Annotated in this window: 18 protein-coding genes; 3 read left to right on the forward strand and 15 right to left on the reverse strand. The window is 74.8% G+C overall.

The features are described 5' to 3' along the window. Positions 1 to 70 precede the first annotated feature (70 nt). The 5 genes from ABD358_RS02230 to ABD358_RS28375 all read right to left on the reverse strand — a co-directional run bounded on the left by ABD358_RS02230 (position 71) and on the right by ABD358_RS28375 (position 4,752). A complete protein-coding gene (locus tag ABD358_RS02230; protein WP_344629079.1) occupies positions 71 to 1,258 on the reverse strand; it encodes an SfnB family sulfur acquisition oxidoreductase in 1,188 nt (395 codons plus the stop codon). Further along, the gene (ssuE, locus tag ABD358_RS02235) at positions 1,255 to 1,809 is read right to left on the reverse strand and encodes an NADPH-dependent FMN reductase (protein ID WP_344629080.1); all 555 of its coding nucleotides are present in this window, start codon (positions 1,807 to 1,809) and stop codon (positions 1,255 to 1,257) included. The genes ABD358_RS02230 and ssuE overlap by 4 nt, the downstream gene beginning before the upstream one ends. 89 nt (positions 1,810 to 1,898) lie before the next feature. Further along, on the reverse strand, positions 1,899 to 3,116 hold the full coding sequence (locus ABD358_RS02240; RefSeq protein ID WP_344629081.1) for an acyl-CoA dehydrogenase family protein: 1,218 nt from the start codon (positions 3,114 to 3,116) through the stop codon (positions 1,899 to 1,901). Positions 3,117 to 3,226: 110 nt separating this feature from the next. Then, the gene (sfnG, locus tag ABD358_RS02245) at positions 3,227 to 4,342 is read right to left on the reverse strand and encodes a dimethylsulfone monooxygenase SfnG (RefSeq protein ID WP_344629432.1); all 1,116 of its coding nucleotides are present in this window, start codon (positions 4,340 to 4,342) and stop codon (positions 3,227 to 3,229) included. Between the two features lie 329 nt (positions 4,343 to 4,671). Continuing rightward, a complete protein-coding gene (locus ABD358_RS28375; RefSeq protein ID WP_425576236.1) occupies positions 4,672 to 4,752 on the reverse strand; it encodes a putative leader peptide in 81 nt (26 codons plus the stop codon). A 325-nt stretch (positions 4,753 to 5,077) separates the two neighbouring features. Between ABD358_RS28375 and ABD358_RS02250 the strand changes: the two genes are divergently transcribed. Then, the gene (locus ABD358_RS02250) at positions 5,078 to 6,013 is read left to right on the forward strand and encodes a LysR family transcriptional regulator (RefSeq protein ID WP_344629082.1); all 936 of its coding nucleotides are present in this window, start codon (positions 5,078 to 5,080) and stop codon (positions 6,011 to 6,013) included. Between the two features lie 255 nt (positions 6,014 to 6,268). Here ABD358_RS02250 and ABD358_RS02255 read toward each other — a convergent pair whose 3' ends face one another. From ABD358_RS02255 to ABD358_RS02265, 3 genes are all read right to left on the reverse strand, one after another. Next, positions 6,269 to 6,637, reverse strand: coding sequence for a DUF6479 family protein (locus tag ABD358_RS02255; protein WP_344629083.1), 369 nt, complete (start codon positions 6,635 to 6,637; stop codon positions 6,269 to 6,271). A gap of 102 nt (positions 6,638 to 6,739) precedes the next feature. Next, positions 6,740 to 7,738, reverse strand: a complete 999-nt coding sequence (locus ABD358_RS02260) for a nucleoside triphosphate pyrophosphohydrolase (RefSeq protein WP_344629084.1) — start codon at positions 7,736 to 7,738, stop codon at positions 6,740 to 6,742. A 127-nt stretch (positions 7,739 to 7,865) separates the two neighbouring features. Then, positions 7,866 to 8,516 carry a SurA N-terminal domain-containing protein gene (locus tag ABD358_RS02265; protein WP_344629085.1) on the reverse strand — a complete coding sequence of 217 codons (651 nt, stop codon included), beginning with the start codon at positions 8,514 to 8,516 and terminating at the stop codon, positions 7,866 to 7,868. 314 nt (positions 8,517 to 8,830) lie between these two features. On the opposite strand from ABD358_RS02265, the gene ABD358_RS02270 reads away from it, so the two are divergent. Then, complete coding sequence (locus ABD358_RS02270; protein WP_344629086.1) at positions 8,831 to 10,018, forward strand: acyltransferase; 1,188 nt, start codon at positions 8,831 to 8,833, stop codon at positions 10,016 to 10,018. A 107-nt stretch (positions 10,019 to 10,125) separates the two neighbouring features. Here ABD358_RS02270 and ABD358_RS02275 read toward each other — a convergent pair whose 3' ends face one another. The 5 genes from ABD358_RS02275 to ABD358_RS02295 form a co-directional block, all read right to left on the reverse strand. Further along, positions 10,126 to 11,565, reverse strand: coding sequence for a polysialyltransferase family glycosyltransferase (locus ABD358_RS02275; RefSeq protein WP_344629087.1), 1,440 nt, complete (start codon positions 11,563 to 11,565; stop codon positions 10,126 to 10,128). Between the two features lies 1 nt (position 11,566). Beyond that, the gene (locus ABD358_RS02280) at positions 11,567 to 12,550 is read right to left on the reverse strand and encodes a glycosyltransferase family 2 protein (protein ID WP_344629088.1); all 984 of its coding nucleotides are present in this window, start codon (positions 12,548 to 12,550) and stop codon (positions 11,567 to 11,569) included. Between the two features lie 181 nt (positions 12,551 to 12,731). Beyond that, positions 12,732 to 14,075 (reverse strand): serine/threonine-protein kinase, encoded by a 1,344-nt coding sequence (locus tag ABD358_RS02285; protein WP_344629089.1) that lies wholly within the window; start codon positions 14,073 to 14,075, stop codon positions 12,732 to 12,734. After that, positions 14,072 to 14,731, reverse strand: a complete 660-nt coding sequence (locus ABD358_RS02290) for a hypothetical protein (RefSeq protein ID WP_344629090.1) — start codon at positions 14,729 to 14,731, stop codon at positions 14,072 to 14,074. The genes ABD358_RS02285 and ABD358_RS02290 overlap by 4 nt, the downstream gene beginning before the upstream one ends. Before the next feature lie 138 nt (positions 14,732 to 14,869). Beyond that, positions 14,870 to 16,696, reverse strand: a complete 1,827-nt coding sequence (locus tag ABD358_RS02295) for an N-6 DNA methylase (RefSeq protein WP_344629091.1) — start codon at positions 16,694 to 16,696, stop codon at positions 14,870 to 14,872. A 208-nt stretch (positions 16,697 to 16,904) separates the two neighbouring features. On the opposite strand from ABD358_RS02295, the gene ABD358_RS02300 reads away from it, so the two are divergent. Then, positions 16,905 to 17,516, forward strand: a complete 612-nt coding sequence (locus ABD358_RS02300; protein ID WP_344629092.1) for a DUF4352 domain-containing protein — start codon at positions 16,905 to 16,907, stop codon at positions 17,514 to 17,516. 124 nt (positions 17,517 to 17,640) lie between these two features. Here ABD358_RS02300 and ABD358_RS02305 read toward each other — a convergent pair whose 3' ends face one another. Further along, a complete protein-coding gene (locus ABD358_RS02305) occupies positions 17,641 to 18,624 on the reverse strand; it encodes an aldo/keto reductase (RefSeq protein WP_344629093.1) in 984 nt (327 codons plus the stop codon). 105 nt (positions 18,625 to 18,729) lie between these two features. Further along, positions 18,730 to 22,272 carry a transcription-repair coupling factor gene (mfd, locus tag ABD358_RS02310; protein WP_344629094.1) on the reverse strand — a complete coding sequence of 1,181 codons (3,543 nt, stop codon included), beginning with the start codon at positions 22,270 to 22,272 and terminating at the stop codon, positions 18,730 to 18,732. Positions 22,273 to 22,464: the final 192 nt, after the last annotated feature.

Consider the following 22,464-nt stretch of genomic DNA (forward strand, 5'->3'; position numbering starts at 1 on the left):
GGCTCCGGGTGGGAGCCGCGGCCCGGGGCGTGACGGGGTGCGGCGGGGGCGTGGCGGGTCGCGGGCGGTCTCAGAGGAGGCCGTGGCGGGGCGGCCTGGCGCCGTTGAGGACGTACCGGCCGATGTGCTGGACCTTCCAGCGGACCGGGTCGTGGAGGGTGTGGGTGCGGGCGTCCCGCCAGTGGCGGCCCAGGTTGAGGGCGGCCTGCGCCGAGCGGGTGCCCGAGACCTCGAAGAGGGCGCTGCCCAGCTCGACGGCGGCCGAGGCCGCCGTCGCCTTCGCCGCGGCCACCGCGATCGACGCCTCGGCGGCGGTGTCGTCGGTCAGGTCGGCCCGCGCGGCGTCCACGGTCCGCGCGGCGGCGGCCAGCAGGGCGTCCGCCGCCCGTACCCGGAGGGCCAGTTCGCCGAAGCGCTGGATCAGCAGCGGGTCCTCGGCGGCGGTGTCTTGGCCGCTCTCGAACCACGGGCGGCTCTTCGTCCGGACGAACTCCACGGCCTCGGCGAGCGCGCCGGAGGCGATCCCGGCGTCGATGGCGGCGTGGAGGAGCTGGGCGAGGGCGCCGTGGAGCTGCGGGCCGCGGAAGGTGAGGTGGTGGGGCACCACCCGGTCGGCCGGGACGGGCACGCCGTCCAGGCGGACGGTTCCGCCGGCGGTGGTGCGCTGGCCCATGCCGTCCCAGTCGTCCTCCACCGTCACTCCGGGCGCGTCCCGGGGCACCCACGCCACATGGAGTTCGCCGTCCTCCGCGCGGGCGAGCACGGGGATCCAGTGGGCGAAGAGGGCGCCGGTGCAGTAGTGCTTGACGCCGGTCAGCAGGTACGAGCCGTCGGCGCGGGGCTCCAGCCGGGTGCGGATGTCCTGGACGTGCCGGGTGCCGGCCTCGGACTGGGCGTTGCCGAACCGTTTCCCCGCCAGCACCTCGCCGAAGAGGAACGCCTGCTGCTCCGGGGTGCCCCGGTCGCGCAGCACGTTGACGTAGACGAAGTGGCTCTGCGGGATCTGGGCGAGGCTGGCGTCGGCGGAGGCCAGCAGCCGGAACACCTCGGCGAGCGTCTCCGCGCGGACGTCGGCGCCGCCGTACCCGGCGGGGACGGTGACGGCGAGCAGCCCGGACGCGGAGAGCCGGTCGAGCTCCTCGCGGGGCAGCCGTCGCCGCGCGTCCCGCTCGGCGGCCCCCTCGCGGAACTCCTCCGCGAGTCCGGCGGCGACGGCCAGGGCCTCGGCGTCGCCGGCGATCACGTGGGCGGCGCTCATCCGGCGGCCGCCAGGAGGGAGGCGCGGCCGAGGGCGGCGGAGAACTGGTCGACGACCCGCTCCAGGGCCTCCGCGGCGCCGGGGGCGACGGCCGGGATGCCGTCGTCGCCGGTCGCGATGTCCTTGTCGAGGGTGAACCAGCCCTGCACGATGTGCGCCGCCCCCATGGAACTGAGGACCGGGCGGAGGGCGTAGTCGATGGCCAGGACGTGGGCGGTGGTGCCGCCGGTGGCCAGCGGCAGGACGGTCTTGCCGGCCAGGGCGTACTGCGGGAGCAGGTCCAGCAGGGACTTCAGCAGCCCCGAGTAGGCGGCCTTGTAGACGGGGGTGCCGATGACGATCCCCTCGGCGCGGGCGAAGAGCTCCCCGGCACCGGTGATCGCCGGGTGCCCGAAGTCGGCGCCGAGGAGCGCCTCCGCGGGGATGGTGCGGACGTCCAGCGGGATCACCTCGTGCCCCTGGGCCGTGAGCCGGGCGTCCAGGTGGCGCAGCAGCCGGGCGGTGCGGGAGGTGGCGGAGGGGCTTCCGGAGACGGACAGCACGGTGGCCATGGCGGGAGAGCCTTTCGTGGGTTCGGGACGTGCGCGGGGGCGGGACCGGACCCGGGGGGCCGCGCGGCGCGGCCCCCCGGGGCGGGCGGTCAGGAGTACCAGGTGGGTTCGGGCAGTTCGCCGGTGAGGACGTGGCGGCCGACCTCGCGGCGCTTGTACGCCACCGGGTCGTGGAGGGTGTGGGTGCGCACGTTGCGCCAGAAGCGGTCCAGCCCCTCGGCGGAGGCGGTGGAGCGGGCCCCGGTGGCCTCGAAGATCCCGCTGGTGACCTCCAGCGCCACGTCGGTGGCCCGTGCCTTCACCGCCGCCACCCGCACCTCGAACTCGCCGCGCGCCCGCTCGGTGACGGCGTCGGGGTCGTCGTGCAGCCTCTGCCCCTCGGCGGCCACCGCGTCGGCCAGCGCCTCGACGGCCCACAGCTTGGCGGTGAGGTCGCCGTAGACGTCGACGACGTAGGGCTCGTCGACGGCCTTCTCGTATCCGCCGTGCAGCCAGGGGCGCGTCCTGGTGCGGGTGTAGGCGGCGGCGGTCTCCAGGGCGCCCGCGGCGATGCCCAGGTAGAGGTTGACGAAGACGAGCTGGATGGTGGGGACGTTGAGGGTGTTGTAGACGCGCGGCCGGAACTCCTTGTCCACGTAGCCGGCGGCGTCCGGCCAGGGGACGCGCACCCCGTCGATGGTGACGCTGCCGCTCTCGGTGAGGCGCTGGCCGATGTTGTCCCAGTCGTCGTGGAAGGTCAGGCCCTCGCCGTCGGAGGGGACGATGGCGAAGACGTGCCGGTCGGTGCCCTCCAGGACGCCTTCGAGCACGGTGACGTCGGAGACCTTCGAGCCGGTGGAGAAGGTCTTGCGGCCGGTGAAGACGAGGGTGTCGCCCTCGTCGCGGACCACCACGTCGTTGTCGCGGGGGTTGACGGCGCCGCCGAAGAACCACCGGTTCCGGGCGGCCTCGGCCTCGACGCGCTCCCACTGCTCGCGGGTGCCGACCAGGCGGGCGGCCCAGTTCCACAGGTAGTGGTAGCCGAGGAGCTGGCCGATGGAGCCGTCGGCCTTGGACACCTCGCGGACGACGCGGTAGGCGGTGACCCAGTTCTGTCCGCCGCCGCCGTGCTCGGCGGGGCCGAGCAGGGTGACCAGCCCGGACTCCTTCAGCAGCTCGACCTCGGTGTACGGGGTGGCTCCGGCCCTGTCGCGGGCGGCGGCGTCGGTGGCCAGGACGGCGGCGACCTCGGCGGCCCGCCGGATCCAGCCCTCCTCGTCGGCGGGCCGGGGCCGGGTCCGCCAGTCGGCGGGTGTGGTGGTGGTCATGTCGGTTCCCCTTCCGGTGTGCGGATGTGTCGGCGGCGCGGATGTGCCGGTGTGCGGATGTGCCGTGCGGGCGGTGCGGGCGGTGCGGGCGGGCGGGCGGGCGGGAGGCGTCAGGAGAGGGCCGCCGCCGGTTCGTGCCCGGGCAGTCCGGCCTCCAGCTCGCGGACGAGGGGGAGGACCCGCCTGCCGAAGTACTCGACCTCCTCCAGGTAGTGGAGGAAGCCGAGGAGGAAGAGGTCCACGCCGAGCCGCTTGTAGGCGACGATGCGCTCGGCGATCTGCTCGGGGGTGCCGATGAGGCCGGTGCGGAACCCGTCGTTGTACTGGACCAGGTCCTCGAAGGTGGAGTCCTCCCACATGCCCTTGCCGTCCGCGGTGGACCGCCCGGCCTGCCGGACCGCGGCGCCGAAGCCCTCGACGGCCTCGGTGTCGGCCTCGGCGACGATCTCGCGGAGGGTCTCGCGGGCCTCGGCCTCGGTGTCGCGGGCGATGAGGAAGCCGTTGAGGCCGAAGCGCGGCGGGGTGCGGCCGGCCGCGGCGGCGGAGGCCCGGACGTCGCGGATCTGCTCGGCGACGCCGTCGAAGTCGCGTCCGTTGCTGAAGTACCAGTCGGAGACCCGGCCGGCCATGGCGCGGGCGGCGGTGGAGTTGCCGCCCTGGAAGATCTCCGGGTGCGGGCGTCCGGGGACGTCCACGGGCCTGGGCTTGAGGGTGAAGTCGCGGATCCGGTAGAAGTCGCCGGCCAGCTCGGCGTGGTCCTCGGTCCAGATCGCGCGCAGGGCGCGGATGAACTCCTCGGCGCGGCGGTAGCGCTCGTCGTGCTCCAGCCAGGGCTCGCCGAGCGCGGTGAACTCGCCCTTGAACCAGCCGCTGACCACGTTGACCGCGAACCTCCCCCCGGACAGGTGGTCGGCCGTGGCCCCCAGCTTGGCGAGCACCCCCGGGTGCCACAGCCCGGGGTGGACGGCGGCGATCACCTTCAGCCGCCGGGTGGCCAGCAGCAGGGCGAGGCTGAAGCTCGTCGACTCGTGCTGGTACTCGGCGCCGTAGCTGGCCATGTAGCGCACCTGGCTGAGCGCGTACTCGAAGCCGTTGTCCTCGGCGAGCACGGCCAGCTCGCGGTTGTAGTCGTAGCCCCAGTCGGTGCGCTGCTCGACGGTGCTGGTGACCAGGCCGCCGCTGACGTTCGGCACCCAGTAGGCGAAACGGACGGGTTCGGCGGGCACAGGCATGGGAACTCCCGGTGTGCGAAAGGAGGGATTACGCGGAGGAATCACTCGGGGAACAGCGGAAAAAGGCAGGGGGAATCGACACCCGGCGCTCTCGGCGGATTACTCGGAGAGCCGGGCGGCCAACCCGCCGGAAATCAGGTTTCGGGAATGCTCGCGGCAGTTTTGGAAGGCCGTGGAATCATGCGCGGGGAAACGCGCACCTGTCGCTCAAAAGCGTGTGCGACAGAAGTCTCCGGCCGACCGGGGACCCGGCAGGGCCGCGAGGACCAGGGAGAGAGGGGAAGGAGCGGGCGGAGGAGGCGGGGAGGCTTTCCTGGCGCCGCTCAGGCACACCGGCGACAGAAGGCACTGGAGACACGCGCAAAGTCGACGTGGCGTCGCCGCGTGAGGTCCTGTCGCTTCATGTCGCCGATCCAACCAGTAGAAGGTCCAGCCGGTCAAGAAGGCCGGGGCGTCATCTCATGTCCCGGACTCGGGGGCCGTATGCGGAATAACCGTCCGGCCGCGCCTCAGAATAGCCGGGACGCCTCCGCCGGGACGAGTCGGTGTTCCTGAATCCGCGATAGGCCCTCCCTTTCACGGACCCCGGCCGCCCCGGCCCGGGACCCGCCCCCGCACCCGGCGGACGCCCTCGGGAGCGCGCCCCCGGGGCGCGCCCGGCAACGGATTTCCCACCGTTCCAGTAGGGAATCCCTTGTCCGCCGCCGCGGGGGCGGGCACTCTGCTGGAGTGCGGATAGAACAGCTCGAGTACATCGCCGCCGTCACGCGGCTGGGCTCGCTCCGCCGTGCTGCCGAGGAACTCCACCTCTCCCAGCCGGCGCTCAGCGAGAGCGTGCGCAACCTGGAGCGCGAACTCGGCGTGGACCTGCTGGAGCGCCGGCGCTCGGGGGCGAAGATCAGCGACGGGGGACGGGAGCTGCTGCCGCACATCGCCGGAGTCCTCGACGCCGTCGACCGGCTGCGCAGCGCGGCCGGCGACCAGCACCGCACCAGCCGCACGGTCCGGCTCGGCACCGTCAACACCGCCACCGTCCCCCTGCTCTTCCCGGCGATCCGCGAGTTCCGCGAGGCGCATCCGGCGACCCAGGTCGAGGTGGTCGACGGCCGGCAGGCCGACGTCCACCGCGGGCTGCTGGAGGGCGGCTTCGAGCTGGGGCTGGTGAACTACCTGGAGGGCGACGACCTGCCGCCCGCCCTGGAGACCACCGAGCTCCTCCGGGGACGCCCGGTGGTGTGCGTCCGCCCCGACAGCCCGCTGGCCGCCCTGGAGTCCGTCCGCCCCGAGGACCTGCTGGGGGAGCCGCTGATCGTGATGCGGCCGGGGTACGTCATGCACCGCTACGTCCACCGCCTGCTCGACGGGCGGGCGCCGTGCTTCTCGTACTCCGCCGACGGCGCCGAGATGGGCAAGCTGATGGTCGCCGAGGGGCTGGGGGCCACGGTGCTGCCCGACTTCAGCGTCGCCGGCGACCCCCTGGAGCGGTGCGGGGCGATCACCCGCCGGCCGCTGGCCGGGGAGGACACCGACGTCCTGCTCGTCGTCCAGCGCCGTCAGGCCGGTCCGGTCCCCCGGGCCGCCCGCGACCTGTACCGGCTGCTCGTGCGGCGTGCCCGCACGGTCCGCGCCGAACGCGAGCGGCGTTCCCCGCCCGGATCCGCCTGACACCGCGGACGGGACCGGAACCCCGGCACGCCCCCGGGAGGCGGTGGACGCGCCGCCGTCGTTCCGGGCCGGACGGTTCGCGTCCGGCCCGGAACGACGGCGGCGCGGGCCGTGGAGGGTTCATCGCCGCACGCGGTCGGCCGCGCGGCGCGGGGTGCGCGCACCGCGTCCGGGGCCGCCGGAGGGGACCGCCGCGGGGAAGTCCTGCGGCCCCTCGGGGTCCCAGTGCCGCGGACGCCCTCCGGAAGGCGCCGGTCAGGTGTGGCCGGGACCGCCGGAGCCGAAGCCGCCGCTGCTGCCGGGGCTCCACTTGCGCCGGTCGCCGGGGCCGACGGGGTGGGTGTCCTCGTGCTCCTGGAGCTCGTGCGGGTACCTGCGCCGGCCGTCCACGGGGAGCGGCTCGTCGTCGCGCACGCCCTCCTCGTAACCGCGTGGGTGCTCGGGGCGGGGGTTGGGCTTGGAGATGTGCTCGTCCTCCCGGTTGAGCAGGCGCAGCCCGAACACCACGGCCAGGATGAGCACGGTCGCGACCACGATGCCGGCCAGGAACGGGCCGAGGCCGATCACCAGGTCGGAGGCCGCCAGGGATGTGTGGTCCGCTACATATGCGTATGCGCCGTTCATACCCTGCGGGTACCCCCGGCCGGTCGAGTCACTCGCCCGGCCCACCGGGGCCGGACCGGCCCCCCTGGTCCCGTTCCCCGGCCGCCCGGTGTCTCACCCGTCCTACGGCCGCCCGGCCGCCGCCCGGGCGGCCTCCGCGGCCAGGATGGCGTCCCGGTAGGCGCGGGTCGCCGCCCGCAGGGCCGTCTCCGGGTCGGTGCCCCCGGCCTCGGCCCGGGCGGCCAGGGCCAGCAGCTCGTAGCCGACGCCCTCGCCCGCGGGCAGGACGTCGAGCCCCTCCCTGCGGGCCCGGCTCGCCAGCTTCGCGGCCAGGGCCAGGGCGGGCTGCCCCATCGGAACGCCCTCCGTCACGGACGTGCGCCGCTTCTCGACCGCCTTGGTGCGCAGCCAGTGGGCCTTGACGTCCTCCGGGGTCTCGGCGGTCTCGTCGCCGAAGACGTGGGGGTGGCGGTGGATCAGCTTCTCGACGATCGCGCCCGCCACGTCGTCGACCGAGAACGGCTCGTCCGGGTCGTCCTGGGCGATGCGGGCGTGGAAGACCACCTGGAGCAGCACGTCGCCCAGTTCCTCGCGCAGGGCCTCGCGGTCGCCGTCCTCGATGGCCTCGACCAGCTCGTACGCCTCCTCCAGGCCGTACTTGGCCAGCTCCTCGTGGGTGCGCGTGCCGCTCCACGGGCACTCGCGGCGGATGCGGTCCATGACCTGCACCAGGTCCAGCAGGCGGGCGCCGGGCAGGTCGTAGGAGCCGGGGAGCAGTTCCAGCTCCGGCATCGCCTCGCGGCCCGTGCCGGCCAGCCGGGCGAGCCCGTCGGTCAGCTCCGGCTCGCCCTCGGCCCCGGCGACGACCGCCACCGTGAGGCCGCCGTCCGCGCAGGCGTCCACCAGTTCGCGGGCCGTGGGCCGGGCGGTCTCCACCGTGACGCCCGCCTCGCGGACGTACGGGAGCTGCGGGTGGTCCGGGTCCGCGCACAGGACGCGGTCGGCGGTGCGCAGCGCCTGCCAGGCCGGCCAGGACAGCAGCCCGGGGGCGACGCGGTGGCTGGTGGTGAGCAGGACGATGCGGCCGGCGGCCGGGGCCGGAGCGGAGGAGGAAGCGTTCACGCTCCGAACGTAACCGATGCGCGCCCCTCCCCGCGGGGGCCGGGCCTCCGCCCACGGGCGGCCCGGCCCCTTTCACGGGTTCCGCGGGTTCCGCGGGTTCCGCGGGTTCCACGGGTTCCGCGGGCCGTCAGGCGGCCTGCCGCGGCTTGGGGTTGCTGACCTCCCTGATCCACGGCTGCTCGATGTCGGCGAGGGTGATCTGCTCGTCGTCCCAGGTGCCGTAGCGCGGGTTGACGGTCACGTCCATGTCCTTGGACGCCTTCTCCAGCGCCGACCTCAGCTTCTCCTGGCCCTGGGGAGTCTGCTGGTTGGCGCCCAGCCGCTCGCCCAGCTTCTGGATCAGGAGCTGGATGCGGACCATCCCGTCGATCTCCCGCGGGGCGGCGGCCCGCTGCTGGAGCATCATCGCCTTCAGCTCCTCGGGGCCGCCCATCCGGTGTTCGGCGGCCTCGCGGGCCTGCTGGACGTCCCGGCGGGTCACCCTCACCCCGGCGTCCTCGGCGGCGCGCTCCAGCACCCGCTCGAAGACCATGCCGTGGAGGGTGCCGCGGGCGAGCTGCTCGGTGTTCCTGATGAGCTCGGCGCCCTGCTCCGACTCGCGCTGGGCCTCCCGTACGGCCCGCACCTTCGCCTGGACCTGCGACACGGTGATCCGCTCGCCGTCGACGACGGCCGCCGCTCCGGGATGGGCGTCACTGCCGCACGCGGTCAGCAGCGGCGACGCGACGAGCACCGCCGCCGCGGCGGAGAGGGAGAGCGAGGTCCTGCGGCGGAACATTGAGCCTCCTGGTAGCGGCTGGGGAACGGATGGTACGGACGGTGCGGGGGAACACCTGTGTGCAATGCCGTCCCGGCGGTGATCGATGCTAGGCAGTCCGCGGGGCTCCCACCACCGTTTCGGCACTCTTGGGGCGCTCTTCCCGCGCTGTTCCGTCCTTTCGGCGCCCTCCCGGCCCTCCGGCACCGCCCCGGTACCGGCGCCGGCACCGCTCCGGCCAACGAGCGGGCGGCGTCCGGGTTGCGGCCCGCCCGGCGCGGCGTTGTTCGCCCGTCGTTCCCGTCCCGTACACCCCGATGCCCAAGAGTGGGCCCGTGTCGAACGAAGCAGTGGTACAGACCGCGGAGCGCGGCCCCGGCCCGCGCTCCGGGAGCGGCGTCCCCCCGCAGCCCCTCGCCGGCGCCCCGGCGGCGTCCCCCTCCCCTGCGGCCGGGTCCGTCCCGTCCGACTCGGCCGCCCGGGAGGCCGCCCCCGGCGCCCCGCCGCGCGAGCACCGCCACGACATCGACCTGATGCGGCTGATCTGCTCCTTCTCGGTGATGCTCGGGCACGTCGGCGGCGTGTTCATCGCCGCGGTGGAGCGCGAGGAGGCCAACGGCCCCGGCGTCTACTGGACCGGGCACGTCGTGGAGGCGCTCAACCCCTTCGCGGTGCCGATGTACTTCGCCATCGCCGGCTGGGCCGTGCTGGTCGGCGCGCCGCCGGGCGACAGCCGCCGGATGTGGCGGCGGATCGTGCGGAACACCGTGCCGCTGTTCGTCTGGTCCGCGCTCTACCTGGCCTGGGGACGGTGGTGGGGCACCAACGACGGGCCCGTCTCCCGCCTGGCGCTGGACGCCGTCTTCGGCTCGGTCCGGCCCGCGTACCACCTGTGGTTCATGTACGCCTACATACCGCTGATCGTCGCGCTGGCCTTCGTGGTGCTGCTGCGCGCCGGGAAGCGGCCGTGGGGGCTGGGGGCCGTGCTGCTGGTGCTCGCCGCCGCCCCGAGCCTGATGGGCGACCTGGAGAGGTGGACCGGCTGGGACCTGCCGCGCTTCGGCTGGGGCTTCGGCGTCTACCAGCTCATGTACGCGCTGGCCGGGGCGTTCCTGTTCGCCCTCCCGGCCGGCGCGCTGGGCCGGCGGCGGTGGCCGTGGGCGGTGCCGATGGCGCTGACGATGGCCGGGGTGCTCTGGTACCACACCCAGGTCCACTACGTGATCCCCAACGCGCACGTCCTCGTCGCCGTGATGACCGGCTGCCTGCTGGCGATGGTCACCCGCGTGCGGGTCCCGCGGCGGTGGCGTCCGCTGCTGTCGAGGCTGGCGGGGGCGTCGCTGGGCGCCTACATGGTGCACGTCCTGGTGATCTCGGCGATCGTGGAGCCGCTGGTCTCCCCCGGCCTGTCCGGGGCGGTGGCGGCTCCGCTGTACGCCGTCCTGCTCGCCGCGACGGTCGCGGTGTCGTTCGGGGCCAGCCTGCTGTGGGGGAAGGCGGGGCTGCGCAAGTACCTGGGGTAGCGGCGCGGGGACCGCGGCGGGGCCGGGACCTCCTTCGGTCCCGGCCCCGAAACGTTTCCGCTCCCGCCCGATGCGGGCGGGAGCGTACGCGGTGCATGGGCGTGCCGTCAGCGCTTCCGGCCGCGGGCGGCGGCCCGCTTCACCCTGCGGGCGGCGCGCAGCGCGGTGTCGCCGCCCGGCAGGCGGCGCACCAGGCCGGGGGCGAGGCCGCCGGGCAGCCCCAGGGCGGTCAGCCGGCGCCGCTTGAAGTAGCGGGTCACGGCCTCGCCGTTCCCGCCGGCGTGCGCGGCCAGCCATGCCTCGGCCTCGGCCCGCAGGCCGGGGTACCGGTCGGCCTGCATGCAGTACCCGACCGCCCGCACCAGCGGTTCGACCCTCCGTCCCGCGTCCTCGTCCGCGGTGACGACCTCACCGGTCGCGTCCGGCGCCTCCAGGTCGGGCACGAGGGCGTCGACGACGGTCAGCGGTATCCGGTTGCTGTTCTGGTACGGGGTCAGCCGGTCCAGCAGCGGCCCGGTGCCCACCCGGGCGATGGGCACCCCGTACAGGGCGGAGGCGGTGAGCATCGCGGTGGAGAAGCAGCCGACCACCAGGCGGGGGCGGTAACGCCGGAACACCGTCTCGGCCAGCATCGGGCGGCCGAGGATCTCCAGCCGGACGCCCGCGTCCGCGGCGGCCTTGTCCAGCACCCTGGAGTAGCGGGCCGGGGCGGTGGGGTGGGGCTTGAAGAGGACCGAGCGGTGCCCGGCCGCGGCGGCGCCGCGCAGCATCCGCTCGTGGAGGGCCTCCTCCTCGTCCACCGTGAGGATGCCCAGCGCCGCCAGGTACTGGCCCAGCAGGACGGCGGTGGGGGCGTCCGCTCCCTCCCCGGCCTCTCCGGCGCCGGTGCCGTCGGCGGCGTCGTCGGCGTCGAGTTCGTCCAGGACCGCCCGGAAGACGTCGTTGGGCACCAGCTCCGACGGCACCCCGTACTCGGTGAGCAGCAGCGGCGTCAGTCCGGGCACGAGGTCGAGGTGGAGCAGGCGCTGGATGCGGCAGGCGGTGGCCTGCGGCAGTTTCTCGCGGGTGGGGCCGTAGCTCATCAGGCCGTCGGCGTACACGTGCACGGAGGCGTCCGCGAAGACCGTGGCCAGCGCCTTGGCCGGGCTGACGTGGACGGACTCCACGACGAGGTCGACCGGACCGTCGCCCAGCCCCCAGCTCGCGCGGAACATCCGCTCCCACAGCGGGGCGTCGTTGGCGGCGGGCGTCCAGGTGCTGGGGTGGTGCGGGCGGATGGTGTCGTTCCAGTCCACCACCCGGTCGAAGCGGGCGGCGAGCCGGTGCCAGCCCTGCATCCCGTCCAGGCGGGAGGCGGTCTCGGGCACCTCGGCGTTGTTGGAGACCAGCAGCACGCGCCGGGCCCGGTGCCGCGGCCCGAACAGGCCCGCGTCCAGGGCGGCGGCCAGGGTGGCGGCGCCGTAGAGGGTGGAGACCTCGAAGAGCTGGACGCGGGTGCGCGCACCGGCTCCGGCCGGGGTGACGGGGGAGGGTGTCGTCTCCGTCATGTCAGGCAGCCTTCCGTGCCGCGCCGCCCAGCAGCCGCCGCAGCGTCCTGGCGCGCTCGTGGTCCATGGACCGCAGGGTCCGCTCCAGTACGTCGTGCGGCATCCGCCGCAGCGCCGCGGCCGACTCGTGCTTCAGCCGCCGCGCGGCGGAGGGCTCGTAGCGCTGCGCCCCGGCCGCGTGGAAGGCGATCATGGCGCAGTAGGTCCGCACGATCTTGGGGAGGAAGCGCTCCGCCTCCCGGTCGGCGGCGACCTCGGCCAGGATCAGGTCGTGGGCCGGGATGAAGTCCAGCTGCCGGTCGTCGCGGATCTGCGTCAGGGAGGTGGTGACCCCCCGCCGGTAGAAGACGCCCAGCAGGCCGACGGTGGCGAAGCTCTTCGCCCGCAGGTGGAGCTGCCAGGTGAACACGCGGTCCTCGGCGGTGCGCAGGTGCGTGGCGAACCGCAGGCCGGGGCCGTCGCCTCCGGTGTCGAACAGGCCGCGCCGGTAGATCCCGGCCCAGACGAAGGGGTAGTCCACCATCGTCTCCATCTCGGGCGGCGCGATGGCGTCCCGGGGGTCGAGCACCGCGTCCCGGCGGCGGGCGGGGGCCCGTTTGACGGCGCGTTCGCGGCCCGTGGACCGCACGTGGTCGGTGCGGACGAAGTCGCAGCCCAGCTCCTCGATGGAGCGCACCAGGTCGTCCAGGTAGCCGGGCGCGTACCAGTCGTCGCCGTCGAGGAAGGTCAGGTAGTCGCCCTCGGCGGCCTCGATGCCGGTGTTGCGGGCCTGGGAGATGCCCCGGTTCTCCTCGTGGCGCAGCAGCCTGGCGCGCGGCAGTTCGCGCACCGCCCGGTCGAGGATCTCCGCGGTGGCGTCCGTCGAGCGGTCGTCGACCAGGATGAACTCCGTCCCCGGACCCGCGTTGTTCGCGAGGCTTCGCAGGGTGTCCTGCGCGTAGTCCTGGACGTTGTGGAAGGGGACGATCACTGAGAGCTTCGGCACGTGGTTTCCAGACGCTGCGGGCGGGACGGCGGGGCCGGGCTCCGGCTGGCCGCGCCGGCCCGCAGGGGGAAGGTAGCCACGTGCCGTGGGCGGCGGATGCCCGCCAGGGGACGTCCCGGTGAACTCTGGGCGTACGGTCGGTGAGCCCGGCGGACGCGGACGGGTTCCGGCGGCGTTCCCGTCAGCGGCCCAGGCGCGCCCGGCACAGCGCCTCGTCCTGCCGGAGCTGGACGACCTCCGGGTCGTGGGGCCCGCGTTCGGCGGCGTACTCCGCGGCGAGCCTGGTGATCTCCGGCAGGGCGCGGGCGTACTGGCCGGTGTCCAGCAGCACCGCCGCGTACTGCTTGCGCAGCTTGCGCACCACGGGCGAGTGCGCGCCGTGCTCGGCGACGGCGGCGGGCAGGGCGCCGCCCAGGAGGTCGGCCACGCGTGTGTAGTGCCCGGCCGAGAGCAGTCCGCGCGCCTCCTCCAGGGTCGCGGCCAGGTCGACGGGCGCCGCGGGCGGGGGCGGGCCGAAGCCGGAGGCGGCCGGCGGCAGGGGGGTGCCGTACGCGGGCGGGGCCACGACCGTGGGCGCGTGGGCCGGGGCGGGCCGCCGCGGCGGCCAGGGCGCCATGGGCTCGCGGAACGGCCGTGTCGGGTCCAGCGGCAGGACCGGGCCGCTCTCCCCCGGCCGGGGCAGCAGCGGGGCGAGTTCGGCGTGGACCTCGTGGGCGTCGGCGGGACGGGCCCCGGGGTCCTGGTCCAGCAGCCGCCGCACCAGGGCGTCCAGCGGCTCGGGCACCTCCGGGCGCAGGTCCCGCACGGGGACGGGGCTGTGGTGGAGCTTCTTGTACAGCAGCCCGGCCGGCTCCGGCGCCTCGAAGGGGACCTGTCCGGTGAGGAGTTCGTAGAGCACCACGCCCAGCGCGTACAGGTCGGCGCGGGGACCGACGGGGGCGCTGCCCACGGCCTGCTCGGGGGCCATGTAGACGGGGGTGCCGACGAGCACGCCGGTGCGGGTCAGGCGGGTGGTGTCGCCGCTCGCCTTCACCGCGGCGATGCCCAGGTCGAGGATGACCACACGCCCGTCGGGCCGCACGATGACGTTGCCGGGCTTGAGGTCGCGGTGGACGATGCCGACGGCGTGCACGGCCACCAGCGCCGAGCACATCTGGGCGGCGACGGCCACGGCCCACCGCCAGGGGTAGGGATCCTGCTCGGCGAGGTGGTCGCGCAGGTCGCTGCCCTCGATGCGCTGCATCACCAGGTACAGCTCGTCGCCGTCCCGGCCCGCGTCGTGGACGGCGACCAGCCCGGGGTGGTCGAGCTGCGCGGTGACGCGGCACTCGCGCTCGAACCGCTCCCGCAGCTCCTCGGGGCCGGTGCTGCCCGACAGCGAGGCTGCCTGGCCGGAGTGCATCAGTTTCACGGCGATCCGGCGTCCGCCGAGCCCGAGGTCCTGGCCGCCCCACACCTGGCCCATGGCGCCCCTGCCCAGGGGCTCGACGAGCCGGTACCGGCCCGCGATCAGCCGTCCGTTCACCGGCTCTCCCCGCCGTCCCGCCTGCGCAGCAGCTCGTCCAGTTCGTCCAGTTCCGAGGCGACCTGGCGCATCCGCGGCGACTGCGGTCCGGAGGGCGGCGGCGTCCCCGGGCCCGGCGGGTGCGGTCCGGGCGAGGACGGGGCGGGCTGCGGGTAGCCGTACGCGGCCGGTGCGGCGGAGGGCGGGGGCGCGTACGGGGCGGGGTACGGGTGGCCGTACGCCCCCGGCGCGCCGGCCGTTCCGGCCGTGCGGGGGCCGGCGGGCGGGGCGGGGTGGGGGGCCGGGTACGGCGCGGACGCGGCGGCCCGGTACGACGCGGGGTCGCGGAGGAAGCGGTCGCCGAGGACGGCGTGCACCACCGAGCCGCCGATCAGCGCGACGATGTACATCCCCGCGAAGGCCGAGGCCGTGCTCTGCTCCTCGCCGACGACGAACAGCAGCACCACGTAGACCACGGTCAGCGCGACGGCGACGCAGAAGACGGCCCAGTCCGCCCGGCGTCCGCGGATGACCGCGAACCGCAGGGACGGCACCCAGGCCAGCAGCCCGAGGGACCACACCGGGAACGAGGCGAAGAGCAGCCGCACCACCATGCCCCCGGCCCCCGGTCCGGGACGGGACGGAGGGTGGGGCGGGGTGGCGGCCGGACCGTACATCAGCGCTCGGACTCCCTTTCCTGCATCGTTCGGATGCGAGGGTATACACCGCCGGGGACAGTGCGGGCCGGGTCCGGTGGGCCGATACCGATCCGATGCCCTCCCGTGCCCGTCGCGCCGTCCCCGGACCGGGTGCGGTCAGTACGGTCCGGCGGCGCCGGTGATCTCGTCGTAGGCGCCCCGCACCAGGTCCTCGCCGAGCTCCCGTGCCTGCCGCAGCGCCGCCTCGAAGGCGGCCAGTTCCCTGAAGCGCCGTCCCAGCCTCCGCTGTTCGTCCAGCGGCAGCCGCGGCAGCCGCAGCCTGCGCACGTCCGCGCGGGAGGCGGCGACGGCGCGCCCGGCGGGCCGCCGGAGGGCGTCGGCGCGGAGGAAGCCGGCCACGAACCACGGGTCGAGGGTGTGCGGGTCGGGCCGCAGCAGCCAGTGGCGGCGGCCGGTCCTCTCCCCCGCCCCGCCCGGTTCCACCACGCGCACGTCGCCTCCGAGGACGGGGATCACCACGTCGCCCGGCCGGCTCATGGCCGTCTCCCCGCCGTCCCCGCCGTCCCCGCCGCCGAGGTACAGGCGGAGGGCGCCGGCGCGGGCCAGTTCGCCGACGGTGACGCCGGCCCGCCGCGTCCCGGACGGCAGGGCACCGGCGAGAGGCCCGGCGGGGGCCGGGACGGGAGCCGGGGCGAGGCGGAGGGTGCGGCGCAGCGCGCGGTCGAGGCCGTCGCGGACCCCGGCGAGGTCCACGGCGCCGGCCCGGGCGGCGGGCGGCAGACGGCGGGCGGGGGTGAGGTCCACGTCCTCGTCGAGCAGGTCGATCACCGCGGGGGAGGCGCTGACGCCGGGCTCCCCGGGGACCGCGCCGTCGCGGTCGAAGGCCCGCCAGGCGTCCAGCACGGTACGGCTCAGTTCCTCCCAGGGCGGTTCCCGCCGGCCGTCCCCGGCCCGGTGGCGGGCGCTCGCGTCGACGACCAGGAGGCGGGGGCCGGGCGCCGGGGTGCCGTCCGGTCTGCGCAGCACCCACAGGTGCGGCGGCAGGCCGTACGGGGCCGCGGTGCCCGCGGGGAGCGCCATGACGGCGCGCAGCGCGCCCCGGCGCAGCAGAGCCGCGCGGATGCGGCGGCCGGAGCGCCGGGACGCGGCGGCGGGCGGCATCAGCAGCACGGCGGTGCCGCCCGGCCGCAGTCTGGACAGGGCGTGCTGCACCCAGGCCAGTTCGGGCTCGGTGCGCGCGGGCAGCCCGTACTCCCAGCGGGGGTCGTGGGCCAGCTCGTCGTGGCCCCAGTCGCGCTCGCCGGACGGCGGACGGCACAGCACGGCGTCGACGCCGGTGACGTCCCGCGCGGCGCCGGTGTCGCGCAGGGCGTTCCCGGCGTGCACGCGGACGGCGGCGTTCCCGCGCAGGGCGAGGCCGAGGGCGGCGAGCCGGGCGAGGACCGGGTCGGCCTCCTGCCCGTGGATCTCCCGCGGCCAGGGTCTGCCCCCGGGGCCCCGGGCCGCGGCGAGCAGTCCGCCGGAGCCGCAGGCGGGGTCGAGCACGCGGGCGGCGGGTCCGGCGACGGCGGCCATCAGCGCGGCGGTCCCGGGCGGGACGGCACGGGACCGCCGGGGGTGGGTGTCGAGGTGGCGGTCGAGGAGGACGGAGTACGCCCCGAAGGGGCCGAGTTCCCCGGCGAGTTCGCCCAGGGGGCCCGGCACGGGGTCCTCGGCGTGCCGCAGCAGTGCCTCGCCGGCCCGGACGAGGGCGGCCGGGGCGCCGTCGGGGTCGCCCTCGATCCGCTGCCAGGCCCTCTCGTGCGGCGGCGTCCCGGCGAGCCTGCCCCGGGCGCGCAGCCACTCCTCGACCTCGGCGAGGGAGAAGGTGGGGTCGGCGTCGGTGCCGCCGACGGGCCCGGGGAAGGCCGGGTGCCGCCGGCGCCAGGCGCCGACGGCCGCGCGGCCGACCCCGGCGAGCCGGGCGATCCCGCTCGTGGTCACCTCTGTCGTGTCGTCCGGCACCCGTCCGCCTCCCCGTTCCGCGTTCCCGTCCCGGCACTCTGGCCTCGGACATGCCTGTGGTCAAGAGAATCAACGGATCAATAGATTAACGGCACAACCAAATACAGTCATGTTGACAGAGTTCACAGAAGTTGCTGTAGTGGGGGCACGCTCCACCAGCTCGACCCAACACCCGGAAGGTGTCCCCATGTCCGCTCAGCAGCTCCGTCCCGCCCGCAGGCACCTGATCACCGCCGCGGCCGCCGTCGTCCTCGCCCTGGGCGGCCTCACCGCCTGCGGCGCGGAGGAGCCCGCCGTCACCAAGGCCCCCGCCGCCGACGCCAAGGGCTCCGGCGCCAAGGGCTCCGGCGACGGAGCGCAGGAGAAGGAAGCGCAGGAGAAGAAGGAGGGCACGGACCGGGCGGACGGCCAGCTCGCCGCGGGCGACACCGCGACCTACGACAGCGGTCTGAAGATCACCGTCTCCAAGGCCGCCCCCTACACCCCCGGCGAGTTCTCGTTCGGCCACACCGAGGGCAACAAGGCCTACAAGCTCACCGTCACCCTGGAGAACTCCGGCGACGGGAAGATCGACACCAACCTGATCACGCTCTCCGCCCGCGCCGGCGAGGAGGGCGCCGGCGCCGAGCAGATCTTCGACGACAAGATCGGCGAGGGCTTCCAGGGCAACCTGATGCCGGGCAAGAAGGCCACCGCCGAGTACGCCTTCGACGCCCCCGCCTCCGCGGAGAACCTCGACGTCGAGGTCGACCTGCTGGACTTCACCACCGAGCCCGCCCAGTGGGGCCTCACCCTCTGACCCCTCCCGCCCCCGCGGGGCACGGGCGCCGGCGAACGCGCACCCCCCGCCGGAGACCACCGGAAACGACCGGGGCCGGCCGGCGCCGCCGATGCGGCGCCGGCCGGCCCTCGCGCCGAACCGGTCACCAGCGGTGGTGCACCTGCGCCCGGATCCGACGGTCGTACAGGTCCGCGATCGCGGCCAGGGTCTCCTCCGGCAGCGGCGGCAGCGCCGCCGCCTCGGCGTTCGCCCGCGCCTGCTCGGGGTTGCGCGCACCCGGGATCACCGAGCTCACCCCCGGCTGCTGGACGATCCAGCGCAGCGCCGTCTGCGCCGGAGTGGCGCCCTCGGGGGCCAGCTCCGTGAACTCCGCCGCCGCCTCCAGACCGGTCTCGTAGTCCACGCCCGAGAACGTCTCGCCCTGGTCGAACGCCTCGCCGTGCCGGTTGAACGACCGGTGGTCGTCGGCGGAGAACACCGTCTCGCGCGTGTACCGGCCCGACAGCAGACCCGAGGCCAGCGGCACCCGGGCGATGATCCCCACCCCCGCCTCGGCCGCCGCCGGGAGGACCTCCTCCAGCGGCTTGAGCCGGAACGGGTTCAGGATGATCTGCACGCTCGCCACGCCCGGCCGCGCGATCGCCGCCAGCGCCTCCGCGCAGGTCTCCACGCTCACCGCGTACGCCGCGACCCGCCCCTCGGCCACCAGGGTGTCCAGCGCGTCGAACACCTCGTCCGAGGAGTACACCGGCGTCGGCGGGCAGTGAAGCTGCACCAGGTCCAGGGTGTCCACCCCGAGGTTGGCGCGGGAGCGGTCCGTCCAGGCCCGGAAGTTGTCCAGGTTGTAGTTCTCCGGCACCTGGTCCACGCGGCGGCCCATCTTCGTCGCCACGAACACGTCCGCGTCCCCGCGCTCCCGCAGGAACCGGCCGATCAGCTGCTCGCTGCGGCCGTCCCCGTACACGTCCGCGGTGTCGAAGAACGTCACACCGCTCTCCACGGCGGCGTCCAGCACCGCCAGGGCGTCCTCCTCACGCACCTGGCCCCAGTCGGCTCCCAGCTGCCACGTTCCCAGTCCGACGACGGACACCTCACGGCCCGTCCTGCCCAGTACTCGCTGTTCCATGGCGGCGATCCTACGGTCCGACCGGTCCGGAACCCCGGACCGGTCTCCCCAGGTCACCGCCTACGGGAACGCTCCCACCCCGGGCGGCCGGCCCCGGCCCGGCACTCAGCCCAGCACCGTGGTGAGGAACTCCCCGACCCACGCCAGGAGTTCACGCCCCACCACCGGCTTCCCGCCGACCCGCGCCGTCGTCGGACGCGGCACCAGCACCTGGTGCGCCGCCGCCTTGACCACCGACCGCGGGTACAGCCGCTTCAGCCGCAGCTCCTGCGACTCCCGCAGCTCCACCGGGGAGAACCGCACGTTCGGCCCCTGCAGCGTGACGTCCGTGACCCCGAAGGAGCGGGCCAGCATCCGCAGCCCCGCCACCAGCAGCAGGTTCTCCACCGGCTCCGGCAGCGGACCGTAGCGGTCGGTCAGCTCCTCGCGGACCGCCGCGATGTCCTCCTCCGAGTTCGCCTCGGCGATCGCCCGGTACGCCTGCAGCCGCAGCCGCTCGCCCGGCGCGTAGTCGTGCGGCACGTGGGCGTCCACCGGAAGCTCGATCCGCACCTCCAGCGGCGGCTCCTCCACCGCCTCGCCGCCCTTCTCCAGCGCGGCCCGGAAGTCCGCCACCGCCTCGCCGACCATCCGCACGTACAGGTCGAAGCCCACCCCCGCGATGTGGCCCGACTGCTCCCCGCCCAGCAGATTGCCCGCCCCGCGGATCTCCAGGTCCTTCATCGCCACGTACATGCCCGCGCCCATCTCCGTGTGCTGGGCGATCGTCGCCAGCCGCTCGTGCGCCGTCTCCGTCAGCGGCCTCTCCGGCGGATACAGGAAGTACGCGTACCCCCGCTCACGGCCGCGCCCCACCCGGCCCCGCAACTGGTGGAGCTGCGACAGGCCGAAGGTGTCCGCCCGCTCCACGATCAGCGTGTTGGCGTTGGAGATGTCGATGCCCGACTCCACGATCGTCGTCGACACCAGCACGTCGAACTTCTTCTCCCAGAAGTCCACCACCACCTGCTCCAGCGCCGTCTCCGACATCTGGCCGTGCGCCGTGGCGATCCGCGCCTCCGGCACGATCCCCCGCAGCCGCGCCGCCGCCTTGTCGATCGTCTCCACCCGGTTGTGGATGTAGAAGACCTGCCCCTCGCGCAGCAGCTCGCGGCGGATCGCCGCACCGATCTGCCGGTCCTCGTACGGCCCGACGAACGTCAGCACCGGATGCCGCTCCTCCGGCGGCGTGGTGATCGTCGACATCTCCCGGATGCCCGTCACCGCCATCTCCAGCGTCCGCGGGATCGGCGTCGCCGACATCGTCAGCACGTCCACGTTCGCCCGCAGCTTCTTCAACTGCTCCTTGTGCTCCACACCGAAACGCTGCTCCTCGTCCACGATCACCAGACCGAGGTCCTTGAACTTCGTCTCGGACGAGAACAGCCGGTGCGTGCCGATCACCACGTCCACCGAGCCGTCCCGCAGCCCCTCCAGCACCGCCTTCGCCTCGGCGTCCGTCTGGAACCGCGACAGCGCCCTCACCTTCACCGGGAACTGCGCGTACCGCTCGGAGAACGTCCCGTAGTGCTGCTGCACCAGCAGCGTCGTCGGCACCAGGACGGCCACCTGCTTGCCGTCCTGCACCGCCTTGAACGCCGCCCGCACCGCGATCTCCGTCTTGCCGTAGCCCACGTCGCCGCAGACCAGCCGGTCCATCGGAACCGGCTTCTCCATGTCCGCCTTCACCTCGGCGATCGTGGTGAGCTGGTCGGGGGTCTCCGCGTACGGGAACGCGTCCTCCAGCTCCCGCTGCCACGGGGTGTCCGGACCGAACGCGTGCCCCGGCGCCGCCATCCGCGCCGAGTACAGCTTGATCAGGTCCGCGGCGATCTCCTTGACCGCCTTCCGCGCCCGCGCCTTCGTCTTCGTCCAGTCCGCGCCGCCCAGCCGGTGCAGCGCCGGCTGCTCACCGCCCACGTACTTGGTGATCAGCTCCAGCTGGTCCGTCGGCACGAACAGCCGGTCGCCCGGCTGCCCCCGCTTCGCCGGCGCGTACTCCACCACCAGGTACTCGCGCGTCGCCCCCTGCACCGTCCGCTGCACCATCTCGATGTAGCGGCCCACACCGTGCTGCTCGTGCACGATGTAGTCGCCCGGCCGCAGCGTCAGCGGATCGATCGTCTTGCGGCGCCGCACCGGCATCCGGCCCAGGTCCCGGCTCGCCGCCCGCTGCCCCGTCAGGTCCGTCTCCGTCAGCACCGCGAGCCTCAGCCCCGGATCGACGAACCCGCTCTCGACCGTCCCGCACGACACGTGCACCACCGACGGGACGATCTCCGTCAGCTCCGGCTCCAGCCGCGCGGCGATCCCCTCGCCGCCCAGCACCTCCACCGTCCGGGCCGCCGGACCCTGCCCCTCCGTCAGGTACACGCACCGCCAGCCGTCCGCCAGCCACCCCTTGGTGTCCGCCAGCGCACGCGCCGTGTCCCCCCGGTAGCTCTCCGGAGCCCGCATCCCCAGCGTCAGCGAATCCCCGTCCGGCTCGTCGTCCGCCGAACCCATGGCGAACGAACTCACCGACCACCACATCATCCCCAGCTCGCGCGCCCGCTCACGGACGTCCGCCAGGGACCACAGCGACGCCGCCCCCAGATCGACCGGCGCCTCACCGCCGCCGGCCGACGCCGCCCACGACGCCTCCAGGAACTCCTGCGACGTCGCCACCAGATCCGCCGCCCGCGTCCGCACCCGCTCCGGATCGCACACCACCGCCATGCTCCCCTCCGGAAGCACGTCCAGCAGCAACTCCATGTCGTCCACCAGGACCGGGGCGAGGGACTCCATGCCCTCCACCGCGATCCCCTCGGCGATCTTCCCCAGCAGCTCCCCCAGCTCCGGATGCTCCTCGGCCAGCCGCGCCGCCCGCGCCCGCACCTCGTCCGTCAGCAGCAGCTCACGGCACGGCGGCGCCCACAGACCGTGCTCCGCCACCTCCAGGGACCGCTGGTCGGCGACCTTGAAGTAGCGGATCTCCTCCACCTCGTCGCCCCAGAACTCCACCCGCAGCGGATGCTCCTCCGTCGGCGGGAAGACGTCCAGGATGCCGCCGCGCACGGCGAACTCCCCCCGCTTCTCCACCAGCTCCACCCGCGCGTACGCGGCCGCCGCCAGCGCCTCCACCACCGCGCCCATCTCCGCCTGCCGCCCCGTGTGCAGGCTCACCGGCTCCAGGTCCCCCAGCCCCTTCACCTGCGGCTGCAGCACCGACCGCACCGGAGCCACCACCACACTCACCGGCCCCGCCGCCGGATCGTCCGCACTCGGATGCGCCAGCCGCCGCAGCACCGCCAGCCGCCGCCCCACCGTGTCCGAACGCGGCGACAGCCGCTCGTGCGGCAGCGTCTCCCACGCCGGGTACTCCACCACCCCGTCCGGAGGCAGCAGCGACCGCAGCGCCGCCGCCAGATCCTCCGCCTCACGGCCCGTCGCCGTCACCGCCAGCACCGGACGCCCCGCCGACCGCGCCAGCGCCGCCACCGCGAACGGCCGCGCCGCCGGCGGACCGACCAGATCCACCTCGTACCGACTGCCGTCCGCTGCGGCCCGCACCGCCTCCCCCAGCGCGGGATCCCGAACGACGGCGTCAAGAAGACCGGTGAGACTCATGGAGGCGTTCCATCCCCAAGGCGGACGACAAACCCGGACGACCCGGACAACACGAACAACCCGACACGCCGCGCGAGCCGGGGTTCCCAGCCTACGACGGCCACGCCCCGCCCGTCGCCGCACCGCACACACCGGCGGCCCGGCCCGGCGGGCACACAACCACCCACCGGAACCGGGCCGCCACCACCAGGG

This window comes from Streptomyces glaucosporus, from assembly GCF_039533345.1.
Taxonomy (GTDB): domain Bacteria; phylum Actinomycetota; class Actinomycetes; order Streptomycetales; family Streptomycetaceae; genus Streptomyces; species Streptomyces glaucosporus.